A 25,249-nucleotide genomic window follows, 5' to 3' on the forward strand; every position below is an offset into this window, starting at 1 on the left:
GATGCCTCCTGAAACGTGTGGGGTTGCCAGGAGTGTCCAGCCGGGTCTACGCGCGCCGCATCGGTGTAATCGCCAGTCTTTACGGTTCAAGTAACCCGCCAGTAACGTCAGTTGTGTGGTGACATCGGTGAACCCCCCGCCTCTGGACCGCACTTCGCCACCGACGCCCCCGGACACGGGCCCGCGCCAGGGCCCGCCGCTGTCCGCCGGCGTCCGCGTGCGGGTGCTGCGCCTCGTCCACGGCGATCCGCGCGCCGCCGCGGAACTCCTCGCGCGGCTGACCGAACGCCAGGCGGTCGGCCTCGACCCACTGCCGGCCGAACCCGCCGACCTCGCCCCCGAGACGCTGCGCGCCCACCGCGCCGAGGTCCGCGCGCTCCCCGACGGCACCCGGCTGGTGCTGCTGCTGGCGGCTGCCGACCAGTACCCGGTGGCCACCCACGCCTTCCTGCGCGCCGTCGCCGCCGGCCGCCTGGACACCCGGCCCCTGGAGGCTGCCGAGGCGGCCGGGATCGCCTGCGCGACGGCCGGCGGAGTCGGCTTCCGCGACGCCTGGACCCGGATCGCCGCCTACGAGACGGCCGCCCCGGCCGACCGGCGCGACGCCCACCGACTGCTCGCCCGGGTCCTGCACGGCCCGGCGGAGGCGCCCCGTCGGGCCTGGCACCGGGGCGCCGCCGCGCTCGGGCCCAGCGCGCGACTCGCCGTGGAACTGACGGCGGCGGCCGCCCGGGCACGCGCCGCCGGCGACCCGGCGCTCTCCGGCACCCTCGCCGAACGCGCCGCCGTGCTCTGTGAGGACCCCCGCGAACGGTCCCGCCTCCTCGCCCACGCGGCGGCCGACGCCTGGCACTGCGGGGACGGCGACCGGTCCCGCGCACTGGCGGCCCGCACCGACGCCGACACCCTCACCGGCATCCTCGCCCTGCGAACGGGGCACGCGGGGGAGGCGTTCGACGCCCTGCTGGCCGGAGCGGCGCGGGCCGCGGGCAGGGTCACCGAGGCCGCCGAGGCGGCTGAGGTCACCGGGTCCGGCCGGACCGTCGACTCCGCCGAGGCCGCGGAGCCCGGCGCCGGCGCCGGCCATGCCGGGGGCGCCGGGTCCGGCCGGCCCGCCCCGCCTGCCCCGGCGGCGGGTGACGGCGGGGTCGAGGGAGCGGTCGTGGTTGCCGGGTCTGCCCTCGGTGCCGGGGGTTCGGGGGCCGTGGCGGCCGCCGTCGCCGGGGCGGAGGGTGTCGGGCCCGCCGCGCACTTCCTGGCGCGGGCCGCCGAGGCCGCCGTCTACACCGGGGACCTGCGCCGATGCCGTGAAGCGGCGCATGTGGCACGGCAGTCGGGCATCGACCCGCCGGGTGTGCTCGGCGGGATCGCCGCGGCCGTCGACGGGCGTTACGAGGACGCACGCCACCTGCTGGAGGCCGCCGCCGGGCGGTGCGGCCCGGGCGGGGACCCCACCCTCCTCCTGCACGCGGGCATCGCCGCGCTGATGCTCGGCGACCACACCCGCGCCGCCACCGCCACGGTCCGGGCGGCCGCCGCTGCCCGGGCCCGGGGCACCACGGCACTCGTGTCCCAGGCGATGGAGTTCCGCGCCTACGCCGACTTCTGGACCGGCCGCCCGCGCGCCGCGGAGGCAGCCGCCCTGGACGCCCTGCGACAGGCGTACGCCACCGGCCAGGACAACGGCGCCTGCCATCTGCAGGCCGCCCTCGCGATGTTCGCCGCCCTCACCGGCGACGAGGGCCTGTGCCGGGAGCGGGCCGCCGCCGCCCGGTCCTACGCCCTCGCCCACGCCCTGGGTCTGCCCGCTGCCCTGGCGCAGTGGGCGCTCGCCTTCCTCGACCTCGGTTCGAGCCGCTTCGACGCAGCCGCGGCGCGGCTGCGGGCGCTCGCCGCCTCGGGCCCGGGCCACGGCCACCGGGCCATCCGCCACCTGGCCACCCCGCACTATGTCGAAGCCGCCGTCCGCACCGGCGAGACCCGGGTCGCACGGGCCGCGCACGCCGACTACGAGCGCTGGGCCCGTGCCGTCGGCAGCGCCGACGACCTCGCACTCAGCGCCCGCTGCCGGGCCCTGCTCACACCGGGCGCCGACGCCCTCGAGCACTACCGGGCGGCCCTCGATCTGCACGCCGAGGGCACCCGCGCCGTCGAACGCGCCCGCACGGAACTGCTGTTCGGCAGCGCGCTGCGCAGACTGCGCCGGCGCGCGGAGGCCCGTGACCGGCTGCACAGCGCCCTCGAGGCGTTCGACGCCTTCGACGCGCCGCACTGCGCCGAGAGCGCCCGCGCCGAGCTCCGCGCGCTCGGCGCCCCCGCGGACCCCGCCCGCGGCGGCCGGCGCCCGACGGCCGATCTGACCGCCCAGCAGCTCCTGGTCGCCCGCATGGCAGCCGACGGCGCCACGAACCGGGAGATCGCCACCCGCCTCGCCCTCAGCCCCCGCACCATCGACCACCACCTGCGGGGTGTCTTCACCCGCCTGGGCATCCGCTCCCGCATCGAACTCGTGCGGCTGCTCGCGGACGCGGACGACGGCTAGGGCGTTCAGGCCGCCGCCGTGCGCGTATTCGAAGATCGTTGTGTGCCTGTCATGCGCACAACATTCCGTGTCACAACGGAGACCGCAGGGAGGACCTGTACGCCCGTGACAAGGCAGGCGTCCTCTGGTTCTACGGGCCGGGGCAACGGTACCTTCGGCACACGGGTCCGGGTCGGCAGCGGCTGGAACGCCATGCGCGAGATCAGCTCGGCGGGCGACCTGACCGGTGACGGCCGCAGGGACCTGCTGGCCCGCGACACCGCCGGAAAGCTGTGGCTGTACCCGGGCAACGGCAAGGGCGTCCGTCCGCGTCCTCTGACGCGTCGGTGCCGGAGCAGACGTACGCCTGACAGGGCGGGCCGGACGAGGACGGTCGCAACGGTGGGGAGTCCGGGGGTGTCGCCGCCCCCGTTCTCCCCTCCTCCCCGCCCCGCCCTCCGGGTCTCTCCCCGGGGCCCACACGGCGATCGGGCGAAGGACCCTACGCCCCTGAACCCGTCCGCGCCCGGAAGGCCTCCGCCTCCCAGGTCCCGTCCAGCCGGGGCGCCAGCCAACCCGGCGCCACGGTGCGGAAGTCGGCGGGTGCGAGCGCGCCGGCCCCCGAGGGCAGCGCCCCCAGCAGCGGCGCCCCGGCCACCTCCGGCAGGTCCGCGACATTGCAACGGGACGCCAGATCCGGGGAGTCGGGCCAGCTCCCGATCACCAGACCCAACAACTCCACTTCCCGCGACCGTAGTTCACGGGCCGTCAGCTCCGTGACGTTCAGCGTGCCCAGCCCCGCCGAGGCCACGACCAGCACCGGCGCCCGCAGCAGCTGCGCCGCGTCGGCCAGCGTTGCGCCCGCCTCGTCGAACCGTACGAGGAGGCCGCCCGCCCCCTCCACGAGCACCAGATCATGGCCGACGGCCAGCTTCTGCGCCGCCTCGGCGACGTCGTGGGGCCGCACCGGCGCCAAGCCCGCCCGCCGCGCCGCCGTCGCCGGGGCCAACGGCTCGGGATAGCGGGCGACCTCGACCGCCGTCACCGCGCCCGCGAGCCGGGCGACCTCGTCGGCGTCCCCGCACTCGTCCGCCCGCACCCCGGTCTGCGCGGCCTTGAGAACGGCCACCGACCGCCCGGCCGCGAGCGCCGACGCGGCGATCGCGGCCGTCGTGACCGTCTTGCCGACCTCCGTACCCGTCCCCGTGATCACCAGGATCGGCATGTTCATCCCTCCCGCGCCGCGGCACACACCGCGCGCGCGATCCGTGCCACGTCCGTGTCGTCGGTGACGTACGGCGGCATCGTGTAGACCAGGTCGCGGAACGGCCGCAGCCAGACGCCCTCGCGCACGGCGGCCCGGGTGGCGGCCGCCATGCCCGCGTCGTCGAGGGGGTGGTCGAGCTGGACCACACCGATCGCGCCGAGGACCCGGACGTCCCGCACACCGGGGATCTCCACCGCCGCCGCGAGGCCCTCCCGCAGCCCCGCCTCGATCCGCTTGACCTCCGCGAGCCAGTCCTGTGCGAGCAGCAGCTCGATCGAGGCACAGGCGACGGCCGCGGCGAGCGGGTTGCCCATGAACGTCGGCCCGTGGGCCAGGACCGGCACCTCGCCCCGCGAGATCCCGTCGGCCACCCGGGAGGTGCACAGGGCCGCCGCCATCGTCAGATAGCCGCCGGTCAGCGCCTTGCCGACGCACATCACATCCGGTGTCACCGCGGCGTGCTCCGCCGCGAACAGCGCACCGGTGCGCCCGAACCCGGTCGCGATCTCGTCGAACACCAGCAGCACGTCGTGCGCGTCGCACGCCTCGCGCAGCACCCGCAGGTAGCCGGGGGAGTGGAACCGCATCCCGCCCGCGCCCTGCACCACCGGCTCCACGATGACCGCGGCCAGTTCGTCGGCGTGCCGCCCGATCGCCTCGCGCAGCAGGTCGGCGTACGCCTCGTCGAACTCGGCGGGAGGCGGGTCCACGAAGACCTGCCGGGGCAGCACCCCGGTCCACAGGTCGTGCATCCCGCCCTCGGGATCGCACACGGACATCGGCTGCCAGGTGTCGCCGTGGTAGCCGCCGCGCCAGGTCAGCAGGCGCTGCTTGGCCGGGCGGCCCAGCGAGCGCCAGTACTGAAGGCACATCTTCACCGCGACCTCGACCGACACCGACCCCGAGTCGGCGAGGAAGACATGCTCGAGACCGTCGGGTGACATGTCGACAAGGAGCTTCGCCAGGCGGACGGCGGGCTCGTGGGTGAGCCCGCCGAACATCAGATGACTCATCCGGCCCAGCTGCTCGCGCACGGCCTCGTTGAGCACCGGGTGGTTGTAGCCGTGGATCGCCGACCACCAGGACGCCATGCCGTCCACCAGCTCGCCCGAGCCGTCCGCCGGCCGCAGCCGGACCCCGCTCGCCGACTCCACCACGAGCGGCTCGGCCCGGCCGGGCATCGGACCGTACGGATGCCATACGTGCCGCCGGTCGAGCTCCAACAGTTCGGAGACGCCGAGCGGGGACCGCTCAGGCATTGGGCGCGAGATCCGTGCCGGCGCCACGGCGGCGCACGGCGACCAGGTCCGTACGCGCCTCGCCGGCCGCCGCGACCGGGGAGGCGGCCGCCGCGGCCGCCGGGACGGAGCCGCACACCCCGCCGCCCTCGTGGGACCCGCACCCGGCGTCCTCGTGGGACCCGCAGCCGCCGCCCTCGTGCGATCCGCACCCGGCGCTCCCGTGCGACCCGCAGCCGCCGCCCGCCGTCGCCCGGTGCCCGGGCAGCGTGACCTGCTCCGCGCCCTCCACCTCGAAGCCGGCGTCCGCGATCATCTCCAGGTCGGCCCGGCCCGCCTGGCCCTCCGTCGTGAGGTAGTCGCCCAGGAAGATGGAATTGGCCAGGTGCAGGGCCAGCGGCTGCATCGTGCGCAGATGGACCTCGCGGCCGCCCGCGATGCGCACCTCCACGTCGGGGCAGACGAACCGCACCATCGCCAGGATGCGCAGACAGCGCTGCGGCGTGAGGTTCCACTCCTTGGCCAGCGGGGTGCCCTCCACCGGGATGAGGAAGTTGACCGGAACGGAGTCCGGGTCCAGCTCGCGCAGCGAGAAGACCACGTCCACGAGGTCCTCGTCGGACTCGCCCATGCCCGCGATGAGACCCGAGCACGCCGACAGGCCCGCCGCGTGCGCCTTCTGCACCGTGTCCACCCGGTCGGCGTACGTGTGGGTGGTGGTGATCTCGCCGTAGGTGCCCTCGGAGGTGTTCAGGTTGTGGTTGTAGGCGTCGGCGCCCGCCTCGCGCAGCCGTTCGGCCTGGCCGTCGGAGAGCAGGCCCAGACAGGCGCACACCTCGACGCCCTCGTTCTGGTCCTTGATCGCCTTGATGGTGCCGGCCACCCGGTCGACGTCCCGGTCCGTCGGGCCGCGCCCGGACGCCACCAGGCAGACCCGCTTGGCCCCGCCCGCCAGCCCGGCCGCCGCGGCCCGGGAGGCCTCCTCCGGCTTGAGCCAGGTGTACTTCAGGATCCCGGCCGTGGAGCCGAGCCGCTGGGAGCAGTAGGAGCAGTCCTCGGGGCACAGTCCCGACTTGAGATTGACCAGGTAGTTCAGTTTCACCCGCCGCCCGAACCACTGCCGGCGCACCCGGCCGGCCGCGGCCACCACGTCCAGCACGTCGTCGTCGGAAGTGGCCAGAACGGCCAGCGCTTCCTCGCGGGTCGGCAGCTCGCGCCGAAGCCCCTTGTCCACCAGCGTGTTCAGCAGGTCCATGAGAGCCGATCCTGTCCTACGCACCCGCTCCGGGCCAAGGTAGGGATCACACAACACACCGGGTTCGACGTGTGGGTATTGCCACACCGTGGGTGGGCGGTCGGCCCGCTAGTGTCTGTCCGCTACCTACAAAAGCCCGGAGGACCCATGGCGTTCGGCTGGATCGACGAACAGGCGGAGCTGCGCCGCCGGGCCGGACTCGTGCGGACCCTGCGGCCCCGTCCGGCGGAGTCACCGCTCCTCGACCTGGCGAGCAACGACTACCTCGGTCTCGCCCGCCATCCCGAGACCGTGGCGGGCGCCGTGGCGGCCGCCGGGACCTGGGGCGGCGGTGCCACCGGTTCCAGGCTCGTCACCGGCACCACCGAGCTGCACGGCGAACTGGAGCGTGAACTCGCCGAGCACTGCGGGTTCGAGGCGGCCCTCGTCTTCTCCTCCGGGTACGCGGCCAACCTCGCGGCGGTCACCGCGCTGGCCCCGCACGGCTCGCTGATCGTCTCCGACGCGGGCAACCATGCCTCGCTCATCGACGGCTGCCGGCTGGCCCGCGGCACCACCCAGGTCGTCGCCCACGCCGACCCGGACGCCGTGCGCAAGGCGCTCGGCACCCACGCCGGCCCGGCCGTGGCGGTCTCGGACACGGTCTTCTCGGTCGACGGCGACGCCGCCCCGCTGGCCGCCCTGGCGGCGGCCTGCCGCGAGTACGGCGCCGGACTGGTCGTCGACGACGCCCACGGTCTCGGGGTGCTCGGGGACGGCGGACAGGGCGCTCCGTACGCGGCGGGACTGGCGGGCGCCGACGACGTCGTGGTCACGGTCACCCTGTCCAAGTCGCTGGGCAGCCAGGGCGGGGCCGTGCTGGGACCGGCGCGGGTCATCGACCAGCTGGTGAACGCGGCCCGGACCTTCATCTTCGACACGGGTCTGGCGCCCGCGGCGGCGGGCGCGGCGCTGGCGGCCCTCAGGCTGCTGCGCCGGGAGCCGCAGCGCGCGGTGCGCGCCCGTGCCGTGGCGGGCGAACTGCACGCGCGCCTGACGGCCGCGGGCCTGGAAGCGGTGCGTCCGGACGCCGCGGTCGTCTCCGTGCGTGCTCCGTCCCCGGAGGCGGCCGTGCGGTGGGCGGCGGACTGCCGGTCGGCAGGCCTGGCCGTGGGCTGCTTCCGTCCTCCCTCCGTGCCCGACGGCATCTCACGCCTCAGGCTGACCGCGCGTGCGGACCTCTCCGGGGCCGAGCTGGAACGCGCTGTACGGGTGATCGGCGAAACACGACCATGAGTCGGCGTGACACGGCCGTGGACCGCCTCTGACTACTCGGGTGCGGTCAGCGGACCCGGGAGACCGCGGCCGTGAAGTCCGTCCAGCTCTCGGGGGAGAAGAGCAGGGCGGGTCCGGCCGGGTCCTTGGAGTCGCGTACGGCGAGCAGTCCGGCCAGGGGGCCGGAGGCCGGCCGGGCCGTCTCGACGCAGTTGTTCGCTCCCGTGCTGTAGCTGCTGCGCAGCCACCGCACATCCGGGAGACGGTCGGGTCCGGTACTGGAAGGTACGTTCCGCGGTGGTGCGGACATGGCGCCTCCTCACGCGCCGCCTGCTATCGCGGCGATGTAATCCGATGAGTCCCCGGGCGAAAGGGCGTGCGCCCGAAGGGCGTTGAAGGCCTCGGTGTAGGCCTGGAGGTCTTCTTTCCGTTCGAGATGGAGGCTACTCGTCAAGTGGTCGAGAACAACCACATCCAGATCAGAAGTGCGCGGAAATGAGAAGATAACGAAAGGGCCGGTAATGCCGATATGCGCTCCGGCGGCGAACGGCAGTACCTGGAGGCGTACTTGGGGCATCCGGGCGGCCTCCACCAGACGCTCCAGCTGATGCGCCATCACCTCGGCCCCGCCCACCTGCCGCCGCAGCACCGCCTCGTCCAGCACCGCGTTCAGCTCCAGCGGCGGCGTCGCGCGCAGTACGTCCTGCCGGGCCAGCCGCACCTCCACCAGCGTGTCGAGCTGGTCCTCGTCGGCTCCCTCCACGGCTGCCGCTGTCACGGCGCGCGCGTACTCGGGCGTCTGCAACAGCCCGGGGACCACGGTCGTCTCCAGGGTGCGCATGGCGCTCGCCTGGGACTCCAGACTGATGAAATCCCGGTAGGTGAGCGGCAGCACCCCGCGGTAGGCGTGCCACCAGTGGTCCCGGCCGCCCCCGCCGTCGGCTCCCGCGAGCGCGAGCATCAGTTCCCGCAGCTGCGGATCGGCGACCCCGTAGGCATCCAGGAGTAACCGCACATCGGCCGGTTTTGACCCACTGACCCCGGTCTCCATGCGGCTCACCTTGGACTGGTGCCAGCCCACGAGCCGGGCCGCCTCACCACTGGTGAGACCGGCCCGGGCGCGCAGATTGCGCAGTTCGGCGCCCAGTTTCCGGCGGCGCACCGCGGGACCGTGCTGCATGGGCTCCTCCTTACTCCTGACGGGTCGGCCATATACGCTCCGTCGTCGCAGAGTTCACCGCATCGGGCGACAGATATATGCATATCTTGGTGGATCGCCACCCGTGGCCGGCGCGGTAATGGCAGTCTGGCGAAGAAGCACCAGTCCGGGACCGTACTCGAACCATCCGCACCGCGTCGGGCTCCCGGTCCCGTGGAAAGGGGCGACGTCGCCATGGCAGATCACCTGGAAGCATCCGTCATTCTGCCGAGCGATCCCGCCTCGGTCTCCGCGGCCCGCTGCTTCGTGGCCGACGCCCTCGGGGAATGGGGTCTCCCGGCGGACGCGGAGCTGGCCGACGCCGTCCGGCTGATCGTCTCGGAACTCGCCACCAACGCCGTACAGCACACCTTCGGGCAGTCACCCACCTTCACGGTGGCCGTCGTCCTGGACCGTGACGAACACGTGCGTGTCGGCGTCACCGACAGTCACCCGCGCTTCCCCAGACGACTGCCGGCCGCCGTCCAGCAGGACAACGGCCGAGGCATGGTGATCATCCGCTGGCTGACCGCGGAGTGCGGCGGCAGGCTGAGGGTGCGGCCCACCCGGGAGGGCGGCAAGACGGTCACCGTCGAGCTCCCGTGGACCGTCCCGGCGACGGAGCCGGTGGCCGGCGTCCTGGCGGTTCCGGCGGAGGGTGAGCTCCCGGGGCGGTGAAGGCGCGTCAGGACGCCCCCACCACCCCGGGAAAACCGGCCGGCGAGCAGCCCGTCCTAGCGGACCCGGCCGTACCAGACGCTCTTGGTCCAGATCTTCTGGAGCTTCACCACGTCACCGGTCTTGGGCGAGTGCCAGATCTTGCCCTTACCCGCGTAGATCCCGACGTGGTAGACGTTCGACCCGGAGTGGAAGAACACGAGGTCGCCTGCCTTGCGGCTCGACGCCGAGATGTGCTTCGTCTTGTTGTACTGCTGGGCCGCCGTCCTGGGCAGGGTCTTGCCCGCCTTCTTGAACGAGTACATCGTCAGCCCCGAGCAGTCGAACCTCTTCGGCCCGGTGGCGCCGTACTTGTAAGGTGCACCCTTCTTGGAAGCCGCGATCTGGAGCGCCTTCGTCGCCGGTGTGGCGGCCGCGGCGTCCGGGGCGAGCCCCGGGACCACGACCGAGCCGCCCACGGCGGCAATGGCGAACGCCGAGGCCGTACCGGCCCGGACCATGAGCGACGGGACACGATTGAGCGCAGACATGCGCAACCCTTCGTCAGCCGCCTGTGAAGGATGACCTGTCGGATTCGGGCTGACAAAGTTGCCCGGCCGCGGTTGCGGCTTCACCCCAAGGGCTGCTCGGCCCGGTCATGGCGTGACCGTTCCGGCGACCCGTCGTGCCTGGGTCCTCCACTCCTGCCGATGCACTCCTGTCGACCGGTCATCCGGGCGGCGGCAGGACTCGGCGTCCGCCCGGACCGCCCCGCCGCTTGTGGCGGGGGCTTGTCGTCAGTCAGGGATCTTGGCTCACTCGTGTCCGAAAATCCCAACGGAACCGGGGATTTGTGGGGTTACTCACCACTCACCCGTTCGGGTGAACACTCTGATGGGCGATCAGATGTCCGAGTGCGTCAGGGGCTCCCACCAGCGGCGAAGCCTCCGGTTCGGCCCGCGGAGCGCCCTTTTGCGCAACTCCGGGGCGTCCGGGGAAACAGTAGACGCTCTGCCGAACGGGGGTACGCCTTCTGGGCCGTTTCAACTCCGTCGCGGTCGGCACGTCCCGGGGGCGGGCGGGCGGGCGGTGGGACCGGAGGCGGGCCGGCCGGATCAACTGCCGGAGAGCGGCGGCAGTGTGACGCGCGCGGTACGGCGCTCCCCGTCCAGGACGCGCAGCGCCCGCGCGAGCGTCGGCGCGTGCAGCTCGCTCTCGCCCCGCTGGTGCATCAGCGTCAGCGCGTCGCGCAGCGCGGTCGCCTTGGTCACCAGCGCCTGGGCGGCGCGCAGCCCACGGTAGGTGTCCCCGTGGTGGGCGGGGTTGATACGGCCGAGCATGTCGACGACGTCGAGATAGCCGTCGATCAGCTCGGCCTCCGCTCGGGTCAGCGCGGGCAGCGGTGGCAGCTCGGGCACCATCGGCGGCTCACCGCCCGCCGGTCGTGCCGGCCGAGGTCTTGCGGCTGGCGACGATCCCGTCCACCAGCCCGTACTCCACGGCCTCCCGGGCGCTGAGGGACGTGTCCCGCTCGATGTCCGAGGCCACCTGCTCAGGGGTTCGCCCGGTGTGCCGTACGAGCATCTCCTCCAGGCTCGCGCGGGTGCGTGCCAGCTCCGCGGCCTGGATGGCCAGGTCGCTCGCCTGTCCCTCGACCCGCTCGGACAGGGACGGCTGGCGGATCGTCATCCGCGCCCCCGGGAGCGTGAACCGCTTGCCGGGCGTGCCCGCCGCCAGCAGCACCGCCGCGGTCGAGCCCGCCCGGCCCAGGCAGGTCGTCTCCACGTCGCAGCTGACGAACCGGATGGTGTCGTACAGGGCCGTCATCGCGCTGAAGGAGCCGCCCGGGGAGTTGATGTACAGCGCGATGTCCCGGTCCGGGTCCTTGTGCTCGAGGTACATGAACTGGGCCGTCACGTCGTTCGCCGAGACGTCGTCGATCGGCGTCCCCAGGAAGACGATCCGCTCCTCCAGCAGCTTCGCGTACGGATCAGTGGTCCGGTGCCCGAAGCTCGTGCGCTCGGTGAACTCGGGCAGGACATGACGAGCCGACGGTCGGTTCATCGGAGCCCCCTCCTTCTGTGTCTGACGGCATCTGTAAAAAATGTACAGGATGTACGTGACGTTAGAATGGGGTCATGGCCTACGAGATTCCGGTGACGCAAGCCAGGGCTGAACTCGCCGATCTGATCAACCGTGTGGTGTACGGCGGTGAGCGTGTCGTCGTGACCCGGCACGGCAAGCCTCTTGTCGCCCTCGTCTCCGCCGCTGACCTGGAGCGACTCGACGAGCTCGACCGGGCCGCGGAGGAGCCGGTGATCAGCTCGGTCGCCGCCGTGCGCGAGGTCGCGTCCGCTCCCCGCGAACAGCACCGGTTCGGGGTGACGGCGGAGTACCGGGGACCGAACCCGTCCTAGGCCCGACGAGTCGGCCACCCGCACGCGAAGGGCCGTGCACCCAGGGACGGCACCCCGCACGCGGAGGGCCGTGCCCCCCGGGGACGGCAACCCGCACAAGGAAGAAGCGTCCACCCAGGGACGGCAGCACGCACGCGAAAGGCTGTGCCCCGGGGGCGGCACCCCGCACGCGAAGGGGCGTGCACCCCGGGACGGCGACCCGCACAAGCAAGGGGCGTCCGCCCGGGGGCGGCACCCCGCACGCGAAGGGCCGTGCACCCCGGGAGGAATGCACGGCCCTGTGGGACGGGGTCAGGCGACGAGCGCGGGCTCCCGTGCCCCGGCGGCCGGCCGGTCCGGGGCCGTCCCCCGCTTCAGCCGGGCACCCAGTACCACCGCCCCGAGACCCAGCGCGGCCCAGCAGGCCAGCGTGAGCGCCGGGCCGGTCGCCGCCGCTCCGTCGAAGAACGACACCGAGCGCACCAGGCTCGTGCCGGCGCCGGGCGGCAGCCACTGGCCGATCGCGCCCACCGGCTCCGGCAGCATCCGCGGCGCCGAGGCGGCCCCGGAGAACGGGTTGCCGAGGAACATCACCACGAACGACACGACTCCGATGCCCGGGGTGCCGAGCAGCGCGGCGCAGCCCGCCACCGCCGAGCCGACCGCCAGCGTCGACAACCCCAGCACGGCGGCCTCCGCCCACCAGTCACCCGTGAGCACCCCGAGCCAGCTGTGTGCCAGCGCCGCCGCGACCAGGCCGACCAGGGCGGCGGCGCCGAGCAGCGCGGCCACGGCACGGACCCCGCGCAGTCCCAGCAGGGACACCACCGCGCCCGCCGCGAGGCCGGCCAGGGCGAGCGGCAGCACGCTCGCTCCGAGGGCCGCGCCACGCGGATCGGTGGCCGGCGCCGGCACCACGTCCACCGTCCGCAGCTCGGCGCCCGTGGCGGCTGCCTGCCGCCCGACCGCCTGCTGGAGCAGCTGGGCGACGACCGGGCTCGCGGCCGAGGCGGTCAGCAGCTCCGGTCCCTGCGCCGTGACGACCACCGCGCCGTATACGGTCCGGTCCTCGACGGCGTCCCGGGCGGCCTTCAGGCCGGCGTAGCGGTGGATCTCGAAGGCGCCCTCGTGGCCGGCCAGTTCCTTCTCCAGCCGCGCGGTCGCCGCGGGCGGGCCCGCCACGCCGAGCGGCAGATCGCGGGGCGCGGTCCGGGCGGCCGGCCAGGCGAAGGCCCAGAGGGCGACGGCGGCGAGGGTCGGGACGATGAGGACGACGGCGATCAGGCGCCGGGTGGCGGACATGGGGCTCCCCCTGAGGGCGGTGTGAGGGTCTGGCTGACGGATGGGCCCCGTGCGAGCGATCGGGGCGGCGGCTAAAAAGAAGGATCGTTCGTTTTGCTGTTCTCTTACCGTGTTCCCGGCCGTGTCCCTTGTCAAGAAGGAATGTTCGTTTTAGTTTGACGACCATGGCCCGTGTATCCCAGGCACACCTGGACGCCCGCCGTCGGCAGATCCTCGACGGCGCATCGATCTGCTTCGCCCGCAACGGCTTCCACGCCACGTCCATGCAGGACGTGCTCAAGGAGGCCGACCTGTCCGCCGGGGCGGTGTACCGCTACTTCAGCGGCAAGGAGGAACTCATCGCGGCCATCGTCGGCGAGGTGCTCGGCCAGGTCCGGGAAGCCTTCGAGGAGGAGTCCCGGCACATTCCGCCCCCGGCGCCGGACGCCCTCGTCGCCGCGGTCCTCGGCCCCCTTCTCGCCGCCCGGGAGTCCCTGACCGTGGACGGACAGCCGGCCTTTCCGCGCCTCGTCGTCCAGGTGTGGACGGAGACGTTGCGCAACAAGGAGCTGGCGGCCCTTCTGTATGAGGGCTACACCGGGGTGCGCGAGGGCTGGGGCCGGATCGTCGTCGCCTACCAGGAAGCCGGGATGATGCGGACCGACGTGCCCCCGGACCACGTGGCGCGCACCATGATCGCCGCCGTACTGGGCTTCCTCGTCCAGCAGTCGCTGTTCGGGCCCGCCCCGGTGGAGGTGCTGCGGGACGGCCTACGCGCGTTGATGAGCGTGTCGCCCCCGCTGTCGGGGGCCTGAACCGGTCACAGCTCGGTTAACGCGCCTGAAATGCGGTCCAACTAGCCTGCCGATCCATGCCACCAGGGTCTTTCCCCGGTGGCCGCGGCAGCCGGGCCCCGCACGGCCTGGAGCGAGGATGTGAGGTGGGACGTGCAACTGACCCCGCACGAGCAGGAGAGGCTGCTGATCCACGTGGCGGCCGACGTCGCCGAGAAGCGCCGGGCCCGCGGGCTCAGGCTCAACCACCCGGAGGCGGTGGCCCTCATCACGTCGCACATCCTCGAGGGCGCGCGTGACGGCCGTACGGTGGCCGAACTCATGTCGTCCGGCCGCAAGCTGCTCACCCGCGACGACGTCATGGAGGGCATCCCCGAGATGATCCACGACGTCCAGGTCGAGGCCACCTTCCCGGACGGCACCAAGCTCGTCACCGTCCACGACCCGATCGTCTGAGGGGGCCTCGATGATTCCCGGAGAGTTCCTGTTCGCCGACGAGCCCGTCGTGTACAACGAGGGTCGTGAGGTCACCCGCCTGACCGTGCTCAACGCCGCCGACCGTCCCGTCCAGGTCGGCTCCCACTACCACTTCGCCGAGGCCAACCCGGGCCTGGAGTTCGAGCGCGCCGCCGCGCGCGGCAAGCGGCTGAACGTTGCCGCGGGCACTGCCGTGCGCTTCGAGCCCGGGATCCCCGTCGACGTCGAACTCGTCCCGCTGGCCGGCGCGCGGGTCGTGCCCGGGCTGCGCGGGGAGACCGGAGGTGCCCTCGATGCCTGAGATCTCGCGTGCCGCGTACGCCGACCTGTTCGGTCCGACGACCGGCGACCGCATCCGGCTCGCCGACACCGACCTGCTGATCGAGATCGAGGAGGACCGCTGCGGCGGTCCGGGGCTCGCCGGCGAGGAGGCGGTGTTCGGAGGCGGCAAGGTCATCCGTGAGTCGATGGGGCAGTCCCGCGCCACGCGCGCCGAAGGCACCCCCGACACCGTCATCACGGGCGCGGTCGTCGTCGACCACTGGGGTGTGGTCAAGGCCGACGTCGGCATCCGTGACGGGCGCATCACCGGTATCGGCAAGGCCGGAAACCCCGACACGATGGACGGGGTGCACCCCGATCTGGTCATCGGCCCGGAGACCGAGATCATCGCCGGCAACGGCCGGATCCTGACGGCCGGCGCGGTCGACGCGCACGTCCACTTCATCTGCCCGCAGATCGCCGACGAGGCGCTGTCCGCCGGGGTCACCACACTGGTCGGCGGTGGCACCGGGCCGGCGGAGGGATCGAAGGCCACCACCGTGACGCCCGGCCCGTGGCACCTGGCACGGATGCTGGAGGCGATGGAGCAGTACCCGCTGAACATCGGCTTCCTCGGCAAGGGCAACACCGTCTCGCAGGACGCGATGCTGTCCCAGATCCGGGGCGGGGCGCTGGGCCTGAAGCTGCACGAGGACTGGGGGTCGACGCCGGCCGTCATCGACGCCTCGCTGACCGTCGCCGACCGGACGGGCATCCAGGTCGCCATCCACACCGACACCCTCAACGAGGCCGGGTTCGTGGGCGACACCCTCGCCGCGATCGCGGGACGCGGCATCCACGCGTACCACACCGAGGGCGCCGGGGGCGGGCACGCGCCGGACATCATGACGGTGGTCTCCGAGCCGCACGTGCTGCCGAGTTCCACGAACCCCACCCGGCCGTACACGGTGAACACCGCCGAGGAGCACCTCGACATGCTGATGGTGTGTCACCACCTCAACCCGGCGGTCCCCGAGGACCTCGCCTTCGCCGAATCCCGGATCCGGCCGTCGACGATCGGCGCCGAGGACGTCCTGCACGACCTCGGGGCGATCTCGATCATCTCCTCCGACGCCCAGGCCATGGGCCGGGTCGGGGAGGTCGTCCTGCGGACCTGGCAGACGGCGCACGTGATGAAGCGACGGCGCGGTTCCCTGCCGGGCGACGGCCGGGCGGACAACAACCGGGTACGCCGCTACATCGCCAAGTACACGATCAACCCGGCCCTCGCGCAGGGCCTGGCCCGCGAGATCGGCTCGGTCGAGGGCGGCAAGCTCGCCGACCTGGTGCTGTGGGAGCCGGCGTTCTTCGGCGTCAAGCCGCACCTCGTCATCAAGGGCGGACAGATCGCGTACGCGCAGATGGGCGACGCCAACGCCTCGATCCCGACGCCGCAGCCGATCCTGCCGCGTCCGATGTACGGCGCGATCGGCCGGGCCCCCGCCTCGAACTCGTTCAACTTCGTGGCGCCACTGGCGATCGAGGACGGGCTGCCGGAGCGCCTCCAGCTCGGCAAGAGGTTCGTCGCCATCGACTCCACGCGCGGGGTGACCAAGGCGGACATGCGGGAGAACGACGCCCGGCCGCGTGTCCAGGTCGACCCCGACAGCTTCGCCGTGCACATCGACGGGGAACTCGTCGAGGCGACCCCGGCCGCCGAACTGCCCATGGCCCAGCGGTACTTCCTGTTCTGATGGCTGGTTCCCGGATCGCGAGGACGATGTGACGAGGGCAGCACTGCTGGTCCTGGCCGACGGCCGCTTCCCCGCCGGAGGGCATGCGCACTCCGGCGGTGCCGAGGAGGCCGTCAAGGCGGGGCGGATCACCGGCGCGACGAGCCTGGAGGCCTTCTGCCGCGGGAGGCTGCACACGGCCGGGCTGGTGGCGGCGGCGCTGTCGGCCGCCGCCGCGGCCGGGGCGGACCCGGCGGAACTCGACGCGGCGGCGGACGCCCGCACCCCGTCCCCGGCACTGCGGGTGACCGCCAGGAAACTGGGCCGGCAGCTGATGCGCGCCGCCCGGGCGGCCTGGCCGAGCCCCGAACTCGACGCACTGGCCCAGGAGTTCCCCAAAGGGGCCCATCAGCCAGTGGTGTTGGGACTGACCGCGCGGGCGGCCGGGCTGGAGGCGGCGGACGCGGCGTACTGCTCGGTCTACGAGAGCGTGAGCGGACCCGCCACCGCCGTGGTGCGCCTGCTGAGCCTCGACCCCTTCGAGGCCGCCGCCGTGCTGGCCCGGCTCGCGCCGGAGCTGGACCGGGTGGTCGACCGGGCGGTGTCCTGCGGGACGGCGGTGCCGGCCGGCGGCGTCGACGTGCTGCCGGCGGCCTCGGCGCCGCTGCTGGAGATCGGGGCGGAGGTGCACGCCGCCTGGCCGGTACGGCTGTTCGCCTCGTGAGTTTCCCCGCCCCCGCCGCCCCTTCCCGTTCCCGACCCTGGGAGCCTCGCCCCCAGCCCCCCGTTCGGCCCTGAAACGGGCCTCGTCCCCGAACGCCGGACGGGCTGTCCTTGAGGAGCCGCAGTCATGCATCTCGACCACACCCTCCACGGTCCGGCCGCCGTCGGCGCCGACGCCCGCCGGACCGACGGTTCGCGCCGGGCCCTGCGGATCGGGCTCGGCGGGCCCGTCGGGTCCGGGAAGACCGCCACCGTCGCCGCGCTGTGCCGGGCCCTGCGCGACGAACTGTCCCTCGCCGTCGTCACCAACGACATCTACACCCGCGAGGACGCCGAATTCCTGCTCCGGGAGGCCGTCCTGCCGCCCGAGCGGATCACGGCCGTCGAGACGGGAGCCTGTCCGCACACCGCGATCCGCGACGACATCTCCGCCAACCTCGAGGCCGTGGAGGACCTGGAGGACGAGGCGGGGCCGCTGGACCTGATCCTCGTCGAGTCCGGCGGGGACAACCTCACCGCCACCTTCTCCAAGGGGCTCGTGGACGCGCAGATCTTCGTCATCGACGTCGCCGGCGGCGACGACATCCCCCGCAAGGGCGGGCCCGGCGTCACCACCGCCGACCTCCTCGTCGTCAACAAGACGGACCTGGCGCCGTACGTCGGCTCCGACCTCGCCCGCATGGCCGCCGACGCCAAGGCCCAGCGGGCCGAACTGCCCGTCGTCTTCCAGTCGTTGCGCAGCGAGAGCGGTGTCACCGACGTCGCCGTGTGGGTGCGGGCGCGGTTCGCCGCCTGGACGGCGTGACATGAGCGGTGTGCACGCCACCGCGCGGATCGGGGCGCGCGACGACGGACGCGGAGGGACCTCCCTGCCCGTCCTCGAGAGCGACGGACCGCTCGCCCTGCGGCGTACCCGGGGCACCGGCGGCGAGGCGCGCGTCATGCTCGTCGGCGCGATGAGCGGGCCCCTCGGCGGTGACCGCTTCAGGGTCGAGGCGGACATCGGCGCCGGCGCCCGGCTGCGCGTCGGTTCGGCCGCCGCCACGATCGCCCTGCCCGGGCAGGCGAAGGACGAGGCGCACTACGACGTACGCCTCACCGTCGCCGACGGCGGCGAACTGCACTGGCTGCCCGAGCAGTTGATCTCGGCCAGGGGAAGCGACCTGTCCGTCACCACCCGGGCCGACCTCCAGGCGGGCGCCCGGCTCGTGCTGCGCGAGGAGCAGGTGCTCGGGCGGGCGGGGGAGGAGCCCGGAAGGCTGACCAGCCGGCTCACCGTGCGGATCGCCGGGGGAGTCGTCCTCGATCAGGAACTGTCCTGCGGACCCGGCGCACCCGGCGGCTGGGACGGGCCCGCCGTCCTCGCGGGACATCGTGCGGTCGGCCAAGTCGTGCTGGTGCGACCGGAGTTCGAGGGCGAACCGGCCGTGGCGCGGCGCGTCGCGGAAGACGCCTGTGTGATGCCGCTGGCCGGGCCCGCCGCGCTGGTCACCGCCGTCGCGCCCGACGCGTTGCGGCTGCGGCGGGTGCTGGACGAGGCGCTCGCCGATCTCGGCATCCGGTGAGCGGTACATCCCTTTCCGGTTATCGGATTGGCAAAGAAGGTCAACGACACCTTTTCTCAGGTGCCTCACAGCCGCAAGGATCCCTGTGCCGCCATAACCAGGTAGGGGGAGTTCCCACTTGAAGGACATACGACCCAACAAGCGCACCACAGCGCTCGGCTCGGCCGGTGTACTCGTCGCCGCGACGATGCTCGCCGGCGCCGTCGCGGCGCCCACGGCGAGCGCGACCAGCGGCCGTTCGGGCGAGGACCGGGAGGCACGAGGCGCCGCGGTCGCAGCGGAGCGCGCCGCGCAGGCGGGCATCGACTGGCAGGACTGCCCCGCCGACTGGGGTCTGGAGAAGCCGATCAAGTGCGGCTGGGTCAGCGTGCCGCTCGACTACGCCAAGCCCGACGGCAAGCAGATCAAGCTCGCCGTCGACCGCATCGGCAACACGGGCACGGCCGGGGAGCGCCAGGGCGCACTCGTCTACAACCCCGGCGGTCCCGGCGGCTCCGGGCTGCGCTTCCCGCGCCGTGTCACCACCAAGGCACCCGTGTGGGCCAACGTGGCGAAGGCCTACGACTTCGTGGGCTTCGACCCGCGCGGTGTCGGCCACTCCGCGCCCATCTCCTGCATCGACCCGCAGGAGTTCGTCAAGGCGCCGAAGGCCGACCCGGTCCCGGACAGCGAGGCCGACAAGCTCGGCCAGATCAAGCTCGCCCGCGAGTACGCGGACGGGTGCGCCGAGCGCAGCGGCAAGGCCGTACTCGCGCAGATGACCACCCCGAACACCGTCCGCGACCTGGACGTCATCCGCGCCGCCCTCGGCGAGAAGAAGCTCAACTACCTGGGCGTCTCCTACGGCACCTACATCGGGGCCGTCTACGGCACGATGTTCCCGGGTCACGTGCGCCGCATGATCGTGGACAGCGTGGTCAACCCGTCCCGCGAGAAGATCTGGTACGAGGCCAACCTCGACCAGGACATCGCCTTCGAGGGCCGCTGGAAGGACTGGGAGGACTGGGTCGCCAAGAACGACGCCGCCTTCCACCTGGGCACCACCCGCGCCGCCGTCCAGGCCAAGTGGCTCGCGCTGCGGGCCACCGCGAAGAAGAGCCCGCTCGGCGGTCTCGTCGGCCCGGCCGAGCTGATCTCCTTCTTCCAGAGCGCCCCGTACTACGACTCCTCGTGGGTCCCGGTGGCCACGGTCTTCAGCAAGTACGTCGCGGGTGACACCCAGGCGCTCGTCGACGCGGCCGCCCCGGACCTGACCGACACGGCCGGCAACATCTCCTCGGAGAACGGCAACGCCGTCTACACCGCCGTCGAGTGCACCGACGCCAAGTGGCCCACCAGCTGGCGCAAGTGGAACCGCGACAACACGCGGCTCAACAAGGACTACCCGTTCATGACGTGGGCCAACGCATGGATGAACCTGCCGTGCGCCTACTGGCCGGTCAAGCAGCAGACGCCGGTGAACGTCAAGACCCACAAGGGCCTGCCGCAGGTGCTCATCGTGCAGTCCACGAACGACGCGGCCACCCCGTACGAGGGCGCCGTCGAACTGCACAGGCGTTTCGACGGTTCCCGTCTGATCACGGAGAAGGACGCCGGCTCCCACGGAGTGACCGGCCTGGTGAACACCTGCATCAACTCCCGGGTGGACGCCTATCTCCTCGACGGCAGGCTGGACACCGCGGACGTGACCTGCGCGCCGCACGCCACGCCCAAGCCGTAACACCGCCCGCGCCGCGGCGGTGACCGCAGCGGACAGCGAGAGGGGCGGCCGGATCGATCCGGCCGCCCCTCAGGCGTCTGCCGACGGCGTCGCGCGTCGGTACGTCAACGCGACGGCAGACGCGGGAACTTGCGCTGCTTCTCCGTCCCGGCCGCCTTCGCCGCGGCCTCCTCGGCCTTGGCGGCCGCCGCGTACTGGTCCACATACTCCTGCTCGGACAGCGTCAGGATCGCGTACATGATCTCGTCGGTGATCGCGCGCAGCACCGCCTTCTCGTTCTCCATGCCGAGGTAGCGGGAGAAGTCCAGGGGCTCGCCGAAACGGATCACCACGGGGTGCAGGGTGGGGATCACCTTGCCGGGCGGCTGCGCCTCGAAGGTGCCGATCATCGCGCAGGGGATGACGGGGACCTGGGCCCGGAGCGCCATCACCGCCACCCCGACCTTGCCCTTGTACAGGCGCCCGTCGTGCGAGCGGGTGCCCTCCGGGTAGATGCCGAGCAGTTCGTCCTTGGCGAGCACGCCCAGACCCTCGCGGATCGCGGCCTGGCCGGCCTCCTTGCCGGAACGGTCGACCGGGATCTGGCCCGCGCTGCGGAAGAAGGCCGCGGTCAGCCGGCCCTTGACGCCGGGACCCGTGAAGTACTCGGCCTTCGCGAGGAACGTGATACGCCGTTTCAGCACCGCGGGCATCAGGAAGTGGTCGGAGAACGACAGATGGTTCCCGGCGACGATCGCCGCCCCCGTATCCGGTATGTGCTCCAGACCCTCTATTCGGGGCCGGAACAGCAGTCTGAGCACCGGTCCCAACACCACGTACTTCAGGAGGTAGTAGAACAAAGGAGTCGCTCCTCGTGTCCGGCGGATCGGCGTGCCGCCGTGTTCCAGCAGGTCAACCGGCATGGTGTGGGGTGTCAGTGTAGGGGCAGGCGGCCGCGGCCGGTACCGGGCCGATCGGGCGCCGTTCATCCGCCCGGGATCTCACAGCCGCACGACGACCAGGGCTGTGTCGTCGGTCGCGCCGCCGGGGGGCAGGAGTTGCAACAGGACGGCGTCCGCGAGGGTTTCGGGGTCGGCGTCCCGGTGCCGGGCGAGGGCGTCGGCGAGCCGGTCCAGGCCGGTGTCGATGTCCTCGCCCCGCCGTTCCACCAGCCCGTCGGTGTACAGGACGAGGGTGGCGCCGCCGTCGTAGGTGGTCCGTGCCTCGGGCCGCCGCATCGGGGTGGGGTAGGCGTCGAGCGGGGGATCGGTGGCCCGGTCGAGGAATTCCACCCGGCCGTCGGCGTGGACGAGCACGGGCGGAGGGTGGCCGGCGCTGCTGTAGGCGATGGTGCGGTGGTCGAAGTCGATGAACGTGGTGACCGCGGTGGCCGACTCGGCGCCGTCCACGACATGCGCGTACCTCCCGAGCACGTTCAGGGCCTCGGCCGGGCCCTCGGCGACCCGGGAGGCCGCGCTGAGCGCGCTGCGCAGCTGGCCCATCACCCCGGCGGCCTCCAGACCGTGCCCGACCACGTCGCCGACCGACACCCCGATGCGGTTGCCGCCCACCAGATCCACCAGGTCGTACCAGTCCCCGCACACGTTGAGCGCGCCGACCGCCGGACGGTAGCGCACGGCGGCCCGGTGATGGCCGACCTGCCGGCCGGCGGGCAGCATCGCCTTCTGGAGGGCGAGGGCCACCTCGCGCTCACGGGCGTGGGCCAGGCGCAGCCGCTCGTTCAGTTCCTGGAGCTCGCGGGCGCGGGTGTACAGCTCGGCCTCCAGGACCCGGCTCCTGCTGCCCACCCGCGCGCCGTTCCCGGCCGTTGCGCGCCCTCCCCGGGCCCGGATCAGTTCCGTGACCTCCTCGACCCGGTGCACCAGCAGCACCACCGAGCCGTCGGGGCCGTACACCGGCGCGTTGACCGGGCTCCAGTAGCGCTCGTCCCACTCGCCGGGCCGCTCGGCCGATTCGACGTCGTAGCGCTGTAGCGCCATGGCGTCCCGTTCGCCGGTGGCCAGCACCCGGTTCAGCGAGGCCTCCAGATTGCGCATGCCGTTCGCGGCCGGGTCGTTGGGGTTGTCCGGGAAGACCTCGAAGACGTGCCGGCCGACCATCTGTTCGCGGCTGCGGCCGGTCACCCGCAGGAACTCCTCGTTGGCGTCCGCGTACACCAGCTGGGGCGTCAGCAGTGCCACCATGCCCGGCAGGGCCTGGAACACCGCCGTGTAGTCGATCGCCGTATCGTTCATGGCCGCGCCCCATCCGCCCGTCTTGCGTCATTTTCTCATGTCATGTGACGAATGGTGGGGTGGTCGGTGGTCCCGCGGAACCGTTCACGCGCCGGAGTCCGCGAACGGCTGTTCGGCCCAGATGATCTTTCCCTCGGGCAGGAAGCGGGTGCCCCAGCGCTGCGTGACCTGCGAGACCAGCAGCAGCCCGCGGCCGCCCTCGTCGGTGGCGCGCGGATGACGCAGGTGCGGCGCCGTCGCTCCGCCGTCGAAGACCTCGCAGAGCAGGGCGCGCTCACGGATCAGCCGCAGCCGGATCGGTCCGGTGGCGTACCGGATGGCGTTGGTGACCAGCTCGCTGACCACCAGCTCGGTGGTGAACGACAGTTCCGCGAGACCCCACTCCGCCAGCCGGCGGCTCGCGGTCTTGCGGGCCTCGGCCACCGCCGCCGGGTCGGCGGGCAGCTCCCAGTCGGCGACCCGGTCGGCGGGCAGGCGGCGGGTCCGGGCCATCAGCAGGGCGACGTCGTCGTAGGGACGGGCCGGGACGAGGGCGTCGATCACGGCCCGGCACCGCACATCGAGCGTGTCCGCCTGCTGCTCCAGCGCCTGCCGCAGCCGTTCCCGGTCGGTGTCCAGCGCCCACCGTTCGCCCCGGGCCAGCAGACCGTCCGTGTGCAGCGCGAGCGTGCTGCCCTCCGGCAGGATCACCTCGGTCGATTCGAAGGGCGGCCCGCCCGCGCCGAGCGGCGCCCCCGGGGGCAGCGCGACGAACGTGACGGTCCCGTCGGGCAGGACGACGGCCGGGGCGGGATGCCCGGCGGCGGACATCGAGCACCGCCCGTCGACGGGGTCGTAGACCACGTACATGCACGCGGAACCCACGGTGCGGGTGCCGTCCGTCCGGGGTCCCGACTCCGCCTCGCCCTGCGCCGTGCCCTCCTCGTCGTCCATGCGGGTGACCAGGTCGTCGAGGTGCGCCAGGATCTCCTCGGGCGGCAGGTCCAGGGCGGCCAGGGTGCGCACGGCGGTCCGTACGCGCCCCATGGCCGCGGCGGCGTCGATACCGTGGCCCGGCACCTCGCCGACGACCAGGGCGACCCGCGCCCCCGACAGCGGGATCAGGTCGTACCAGTCGCCGCCGAGGCCGGTCAGCTCGTCGGCCGGCCGGTAGCAGGCGGCCACCTCGACCGCGTCCTGCTCGGGCAGCCGGCGGGGGAGCAGGTTGCGCTGGAGCACCAGGGCGGCGTCCCGCTCGCGCGTGTAGCGCCGGGCGTTGTCCAGGCAGACGGCCGCGCGGGAGACGAGGTCCTCGGCGAGCGTCAGGTCGTCGTCGTCGAACGGCTCGTGCCGGTGGCGGCGCAGGAAGGTGGTGACGCCGAGGGTGGCACCGCGCGCCCGGACCGGCACGATCATGGCGCTGGGCGGCTCGGACCCGGCGGGCAGACCGGCGACCCACTCCCCGGCGAACGGCTCCAGCGCGGCCGCGGCGTCGAGCGGATCCAGCCGCTCCACCCGCCAGGGCCGCCCGCCGCGCAGACAGCGCACCGCCGGCGAGCCGGCCCGGTACACGACCTCCGGCGCAGCGCTCGAGTCCCCGGCGCCGCCGGTGCGGCCGGCCGTCCGCCGCCCCGCCCTGCGCAGGGTGACGAAGTCGTCCGGCCCGTCCGCCGCCTGCGCCGGTGCGGGCTCCGCGCCCCGCAGCACCGGCTCCAGCAGGTCCACGGTGACGAAGTCGGCGAACCCGGGCACCGCCACGTCCGCCAGTTCCTGAGCGGTACGCGCGATGTCGAGGCTGCGGCCGATCTGCCGCCCGGCCCGGTCCAGCAGGGCGAGCCGCTGCCGGGCACGGTGCCGCTCGGTCATGTCCACGACCGTGTAGTAGACGCCCATCGCGCTGCCCTGGTCGTCGTCCAGCCGGGTGAACGAAAGCATGTGCGCAGTCTCGCGGTGCGGAGCGGCCCGCACCCGCCCCACCAGCTCGTAACCGATGACGGGCTCCCCGGTCTCCAGCACCCGGCGCATCTGCGCCTCGATCGCCTGGGCGTCCAGACCCGGCTGGACGTCCGCCAGCCGCAGCCCCAGCCGGCGTTCCGGCGCCCCGCCGCCGAACCGGGCCAGAGCGGCGTTCGACCACACGAAACGCAGGTCGGTGTTGACCATCGCTATGCCGATGGGAGAGCCGCCGATCATCTTCTCCAGCACCGAGCGGCTCATGTTCCAGCCGTGTGCGTCGGCCATCTCGTTCAGCAGGACCAGCCAGCGGGCGCGGCCGCCGGGCTCGTGGGCCGAGGTGATCCGCGCCATGACGGGCACCGGCCGCCCGTCCCGGCGGCGGGCCGACAGCAGCCCGGCCCAGCCACCGGACCGACCGCACCGTTCGAGGACGTCGGGGACCCGCCCGGCGTCCCCGTGGGCGAGCAGCCCGGCCAGGTCCATGCCCACCGCTTCGGTGGCCGCGTATCCCAGCAGACGCTCGGCGTCCCTGGTCCAGCTGGTCACCACGCCCCGGGTGTCGAGCAGCAGGGGCGCGGTGTCCGCCACGTCGAACCGCCGGCGGGCATCGTCGTCCTCGTCGTATGTGCCCACGGCCGACCTCTCTGTCGCTGAGAGTGGTCTACCACCTCCCGACTCAATCTTCACCCTGCCTGGAGGACAGCGGCTGAGCCACCCGGGAGCCTGACGCCGCGCCGCAG

General features: G+C 73.1%; 24 protein-coding genes and 1 riboswitch. Of the genes, 12 read left to right on the forward strand and 12 right to left on the reverse strand.

What is annotated here, in order from left to right:
* Positions 1–118 precede the first annotated feature (118 nt).
* Positions 119–2,542 (forward strand): LuxR C-terminal-related transcriptional regulator, encoded by a 2,424-nt coding sequence (locus OHS71_RS34670; RefSeq protein WP_328484744.1) that lies wholly within the window; start codon positions 119–121, stop codon positions 2,540–2,542.
* A 481-nt stretch (positions 2,543–3,023) separates the two neighbouring features.
* On the opposite strand, the gene bioD is transcribed toward OHS71_RS34670, so the two are convergent.
* Genes bioD through bioB form a run of 3 tightly spaced genes read right to left on the reverse strand, consistent with a single transcriptional unit; the run spans position 3,024 to position 6,281 of the window.
* Positions 3,024–3,746, reverse strand: a complete 723-nt coding sequence (gene bioD / locus OHS71_RS34675) for a dethiobiotin synthase (RefSeq protein ID WP_328484745.1) — start codon at positions 3,744–3,746, stop codon at positions 3,024–3,026.
* A 2-nt stretch (positions 3,747–3,748) separates the two neighbouring features.
* A complete protein-coding gene (locus OHS71_RS34680; protein ID WP_328483257.1) occupies positions 3,749–5,047 on the reverse strand; it encodes an adenosylmethionine--8-amino-7-oxononanoate transaminase in 1,299 nt (432 codons plus the stop codon).
* Positions 5,040–6,281 carry a biotin synthase BioB gene (bioB, locus tag OHS71_RS34685; RefSeq protein WP_328483258.1) on the reverse strand — a complete coding sequence of 414 codons (1,242 nt, stop codon included), beginning with the start codon at positions 6,279–6,281 and terminating at the stop codon, positions 5,040–5,042. The genes OHS71_RS34680 and bioB overlap by 8 nt, the downstream gene beginning before the upstream one ends.
* Before the next feature lie 147 nt (positions 6,282–6,428).
* On the opposite strand from bioB, the gene OHS71_RS34690 reads away from it, so the two are divergent.
* The gene (locus OHS71_RS34690; RefSeq protein WP_328483259.1) at positions 6,429–7,556 is read left to right on the forward strand and encodes an 8-amino-7-oxononanoate synthase; all 1,128 of its coding nucleotides are present in this window, start codon (positions 6,429–6,431) and stop codon (positions 7,554–7,556) included.
* A 46-nt stretch (positions 7,557–7,602) separates the two neighbouring features.
* Here the strand turns inward: OHS71_RS34690 and OHS71_RS34695 are convergent, their stop codons facing one another.
* Together OHS71_RS34695 and OHS71_RS34700 are read right to left on the reverse strand one after the other, a co-directional pair.
* The gene (locus OHS71_RS34695; protein WP_328483260.1) at positions 7,603–7,845 is read right to left on the reverse strand and encodes a DUF397 domain-containing protein; all 243 of its coding nucleotides are present in this window, start codon (positions 7,843–7,845) and stop codon (positions 7,603–7,605) included.
* A 9-nt stretch (positions 7,846–7,854) separates the two neighbouring features.
* Positions 7,855–8,715, reverse strand: a complete 861-nt coding sequence (locus OHS71_RS34700; RefSeq protein WP_328483261.1) for a helix-turn-helix domain-containing protein — start codon at positions 8,713–8,715, stop codon at positions 7,855–7,857.
* A gap of 213 nt (positions 8,716–8,928) precedes the next feature.
* On the opposite strand from OHS71_RS34700, the gene OHS71_RS34705 reads away from it, so the two are divergent.
* Positions 8,929–9,411: an ATP-binding protein gene (locus OHS71_RS34705; RefSeq protein WP_328483262.1), complete on the forward strand. Its 483-nt coding sequence runs from the start codon at positions 8,929–8,931 to the stop codon at positions 9,409–9,411.
* 56 nt (positions 9,412–9,467) lie between these two features.
* On the opposite strand, the gene OHS71_RS34710 is transcribed toward OHS71_RS34705, so the two are convergent.
* From OHS71_RS34710 to OHS71_RS34720, 3 genes are all read right to left on the reverse strand, one after another.
* Positions 9,468–9,941, reverse strand: a complete 474-nt coding sequence (locus OHS71_RS34710; protein WP_328483263.1) for a C40 family peptidase — start codon at positions 9,939–9,941, stop codon at positions 9,468–9,470.
* Between the two features lie 3 nt (positions 9,942–9,944).
* Positions 9,945–10,115, reverse strand: a riboswitch (cyclic di-AMP (ydaO/yuaA leader).
* Positions 10,116–10,505: 390 nt separating this feature from the next.
* A complete protein-coding gene (locus OHS71_RS34715) occupies positions 10,506–10,811 on the reverse strand; it encodes a hypothetical protein (protein ID WP_328483264.1) in 306 nt (101 codons plus the stop codon).
* Between the two features lie 7 nt (positions 10,812–10,818).
* Positions 10,819–11,454 carry an ATP-dependent Clp protease proteolytic subunit gene (locus OHS71_RS34720; protein WP_328483265.1) on the reverse strand — a complete coding sequence of 212 codons (636 nt, stop codon included), beginning with the start codon at positions 11,452–11,454 and terminating at the stop codon, positions 10,819–10,821.
* Positions 11,455–11,528: 74 nt separating this feature from the next.
* Between OHS71_RS34720 and OHS71_RS34725 the strand changes: the two genes are divergently transcribed.
* Positions 11,529–11,807: a type II toxin-antitoxin system Phd/YefM family antitoxin gene (locus OHS71_RS34725; RefSeq protein WP_328483266.1), complete on the forward strand. Its 279-nt coding sequence runs from the start codon at positions 11,529–11,531 to the stop codon at positions 11,805–11,807.
* 291 nt (positions 11,808–12,098) lie between these two features.
* Here the strand turns inward: OHS71_RS34725 and OHS71_RS34730 are convergent, their stop codons facing one another.
* Positions 12,099–13,088, reverse strand: coding sequence for an ABC transporter permease (locus OHS71_RS34730; RefSeq protein WP_328483267.1), 990 nt, complete (start codon positions 13,086–13,088; stop codon positions 12,099–12,101).
* 164 nt (positions 13,089–13,252) lie between these two features.
* Between OHS71_RS34730 and OHS71_RS34735 the strand changes: the two genes are divergently transcribed.
* The 8 genes from OHS71_RS34735 (at position 13,253) to OHS71_RS34770 (ending at position 20,340) form a co-directional block, all read left to right on the forward strand.
* Positions 13,253–13,882: a TetR/AcrR family transcriptional regulator gene (locus OHS71_RS34735; protein ID WP_328483268.1), complete on the forward strand. Its 630-nt coding sequence runs from the start codon at positions 13,253–13,255 to the stop codon at positions 13,880–13,882.
* Positions 13,883–14,014: 132 nt separating this feature from the next.
* Positions 14,015–14,317 carry an urease subunit gamma gene (locus OHS71_RS34740; protein ID WP_028808600.1) on the forward strand — a complete coding sequence of 101 codons (303 nt, stop codon included), beginning with the start codon at positions 14,015–14,017 and terminating at the stop codon, positions 14,315–14,317.
* Positions 14,318–14,327: 10 nt separating this feature from the next.
* Positions 14,328–14,639: an urease subunit beta gene (locus tag OHS71_RS34745; RefSeq protein WP_328483269.1), complete on the forward strand. Its 312-nt coding sequence runs from the start codon at positions 14,328–14,330 to the stop codon at positions 14,637–14,639.
* Positions 14,632–16,353 (forward strand): urease subunit alpha, encoded by a 1,722-nt coding sequence (locus OHS71_RS34750; RefSeq protein ID WP_328483270.1) that lies wholly within the window; start codon positions 14,632–14,634, stop codon positions 16,351–16,353. Before OHS71_RS34745 ends, OHS71_RS34750 begins: the two co-directional genes overlap by 8 nt.
* 28 nt (positions 16,354–16,381) lie before the next feature.
* Complete coding sequence (locus OHS71_RS34755) at positions 16,382–17,056, forward strand: urease accessory protein UreF (protein WP_328483271.1); 675 nt, start codon at positions 16,382–16,384, stop codon at positions 17,054–17,056.
* Between the two features lie 126 nt (positions 17,057–17,182).
* A complete protein-coding gene (gene ureG / locus OHS71_RS34760; RefSeq protein WP_328483272.1) occupies positions 17,183–17,860 on the forward strand; it encodes an urease accessory protein UreG in 678 nt (225 codons plus the stop codon).
* A gap of 1 nt (position 17,861) precedes the next feature.
* On the forward strand, positions 17,862–18,620 hold the full coding sequence (locus OHS71_RS34765) for an urease accessory protein UreD (protein ID WP_328483273.1): 759 nt from the start codon (positions 17,862–17,864) through the stop codon (positions 18,618–18,620).
* Positions 18,621–18,807: 187 nt separating this feature from the next.
* Entirely contained in the window at positions 18,808–20,340 is a 1,533-nt protein-coding gene (locus OHS71_RS34770; RefSeq protein ID WP_443047181.1) for an alpha/beta hydrolase, read from the forward strand.
* Positions 20,341–20,444: 104 nt separating this feature from the next.
* Here OHS71_RS34770 and OHS71_RS34775 read toward each other — a convergent pair whose 3' ends face one another.
* The 3 genes from OHS71_RS34775 to OHS71_RS34785 all read right to left on the reverse strand — a co-directional run bounded on the left by OHS71_RS34775 (position 20,445) and on the right by OHS71_RS34785 (position 25,142).
* Positions 20,445–21,179 carry a lysophospholipid acyltransferase family protein gene (locus OHS71_RS34775; RefSeq protein WP_328484746.1) on the reverse strand — a complete coding sequence of 245 codons (735 nt, stop codon included), beginning with the start codon at positions 21,177–21,179 and terminating at the stop codon, positions 20,445–20,447.
* Between the two features lie 141 nt (positions 21,180–21,320).
* Positions 21,321–22,574 (reverse strand): PP2C family protein-serine/threonine phosphatase, encoded by a 1,254-nt coding sequence (locus OHS71_RS34780; protein WP_328483275.1) that lies wholly within the window; start codon positions 22,572–22,574, stop codon positions 21,321–21,323.
* 84 nt (positions 22,575–22,658) lie between these two features.
* Positions 22,659–25,142, reverse strand: coding sequence for a SpoIIE family protein phosphatase (locus tag OHS71_RS34785; RefSeq protein ID WP_328483276.1), 2,484 nt, complete (start codon positions 25,140–25,142; stop codon positions 22,659–22,661).
* Positions 25,143–25,249 lie beyond the last annotated feature (107 nt).

This window comes from Streptomyces sp. NBC_00377, from assembly GCF_036075115.1.
Lineage (GTDB): Bacteria > Actinomycetota > Actinomycetes > Streptomycetales > Streptomycetaceae > Streptomyces.